This is a genomic window from Flavobacterium sasangense DSM 21067 (assembly GCF_000686885.1).
GTDB classification, from domain to species: Bacteria; Bacteroidota; Bacteroidia; order Flavobacteriales; family Flavobacteriaceae; genus Flavobacterium; species Flavobacterium sasangense.
Genome location: NZ_JMLU01000058.1, coordinates 1 through 1,965, shown reverse-complemented (window position 1 = coordinate 1,965; position 1,965 = coordinate 1). Strand labels below are relative to the sequence as shown.

Annotated in this window: 2 protein-coding genes; both read right to left on the bottom strand. The window is 32.6% G+C overall.

Annotated features, from left to right (window positions below; genetic code table 11):
- Positions 1-374 precede the first annotated feature (374 nt).
- On the bottom strand, positions 375-812 hold the full coding sequence (locus BP92_RS0113650) for a DUF6998 domain-containing protein (RefSeq protein ID WP_026726538.1): 438 nt from the start codon (positions 810-812) through the stop codon (positions 375-377).
- A gap of 1 nt (position 813) precedes the next feature.
- Positions 814-1,827, bottom strand: coding sequence for a WG repeat-containing protein (locus BP92_RS0113645; RefSeq protein WP_026726537.1), 1,014 nt, complete (start codon positions 1,825-1,827; stop codon positions 814-816).
- Between the last annotated feature and the right edge of the window lie 138 nt (positions 1,828-1,965).

Here is a 1,965-nt window from a genome sequence, read left to right as displayed (position 1 = left end):
TGTTAAATGCAGTTTTATATTTTCGGAACTTAAAAGACAACGTAACATTTTACTGCAAAGTTTGGTTTTCGGCTTTCCATTGTCACGCAAACTTGGTCTGTCGGCAAAGCTTGGATTCACGCAATGTATTTTCAACATAAAGTTTTTCGGCAAAGTTCGGTTCAGTTTTCACTTATCACGCAAAATTTTTCGGCTACATTTTTAGAAATTATCTAACGGAAAAGTAGAAGAGAAGCTTTCAGCGTAAGTTCGGAAAATATATTGCATTTAACGGTCTCGGCTATGAGTAGTTGCGTGGTTTAGCACTTAACTTTGCAAGTACACACCAAACTGAAAATCCGCGAGGATTTTCAGAAGTAGGCGAGAAAAAGCAATTACTTATAGCCATTGTTGTGTGCTGTGCTTTTTAATCCGATTAATTTGTTTAAAGTTATAAATCTTTGTCCTGAAGAGTTTATTTTGTTTGCATTGTTCCAAGCCATTTCTCCGTTGCCAAAATAAATTTCCTCAAATTCCAGATTTTCTCTGTTTAGTTTTAAAACTAATAATTTTTGAGGTTTATGTCGCATTCCAACTTTATTTTTTTGTGTAACCTTAATTTGTATTTCATTTCCCTTTTTGTCCGTTGCGTCAAAACATTTTTTTGAAGAATTCTCTAATTTTAAATTGTATTTCTCACAAGCGTAAACTTCTCCAATGCTTCCAAATAAATGACCGTCCAAAGTAAATTTTCTTTCGTGATGTTTATATTCACTTTCCAAGTCGTCAACAACTTTTAAAATTTGTTTTAACGATTGTTTTATAAATTCCATTTTATTCTGGGCAACTTTGTCCTTCAAATTCTACGCATTCTACATTTTTGTTGATGTAGAAAAATGCACCATTTGGGAATTTTACTTTTGCCAAAGTTCCATTATTAAACCTGTAACTTGAAATGTCACTAAAATTTTGCTTTAAGGCTTCTTTACCGTTAAAATCAATAATGCCGACTTTGTAGCCTGAACCTGTGTTAGTAGAAACTCTTATCCATTCGTTTTCGATTGAAACCGAAGTTGGTCCGTCAAATTGATGCAAGATTTTCCCATTCGAGTCAATTATTTTAGATTCTCTCGTTCCCATTTCCAAATATCTATCTGAAACAGCTAATTTTTCGTTTGGTGTAATTTTAATTTTTTCTCCAAATTGCCCTTTGTATAATATTTCGCCTTTTTTGCTGAAAAGTATAGGCAACTTTCCAGACATTCCAACATCTCCTTGGTCAAGTACATTGCCAAAAAAATCTTTTTGAACATATTGATAGCCTAAAGATTTCCAACTTGAAGTATAGACTAAAATAAAGTTACCGTAGCAATCATATCCTTCGTTGAATTTTGGCTGAATAATCATTTTTCCAGTTTTGTCCACATATCCAACTTTATTGTCTTTTAAAATTCTTGCAATTCCGTTTTCATAACCTAATACTTCGTCAAATTCAAATTTTGTTAATATGTTGCCTTTGTCATCCGCCATCGCAAGTTTTTCATTTTCGGCTAAAAATGTTCTGTCTCCTATAAAATTTGTTATAAACGAATATTTGAAAGGAATTACGGTTTTGTTGAGAGTATCAATGACACCAACTTTTTGATTTTTTAAAGCCACAAATTTTCCGCTTGAATATTCTCCGAGAGCATCATATTCCGCTGGAATTATTACTTTGCCGTTTTTAGTAACTCCAACTTTTGTGCCTTCCATTGTATTTTTTTCAATGGTTTTGTACTCATTTTCTTGTCCGTTAGCAAAGTTTACTAAAAGGCAAAATAAGATTGTCGTAGTAATAATTTTTTTCATTGATTTGGTTTTTTGATTTTTAAAGGATTTTTTCCGCATTGCACACAACGTTCCCAGGCTTTGCGTCTGTTGCGTATTTTCAAGACTGGCGTTAACAAATATACCGAAAACTTTGAAAGAAAAAACGTGATTGAAAGA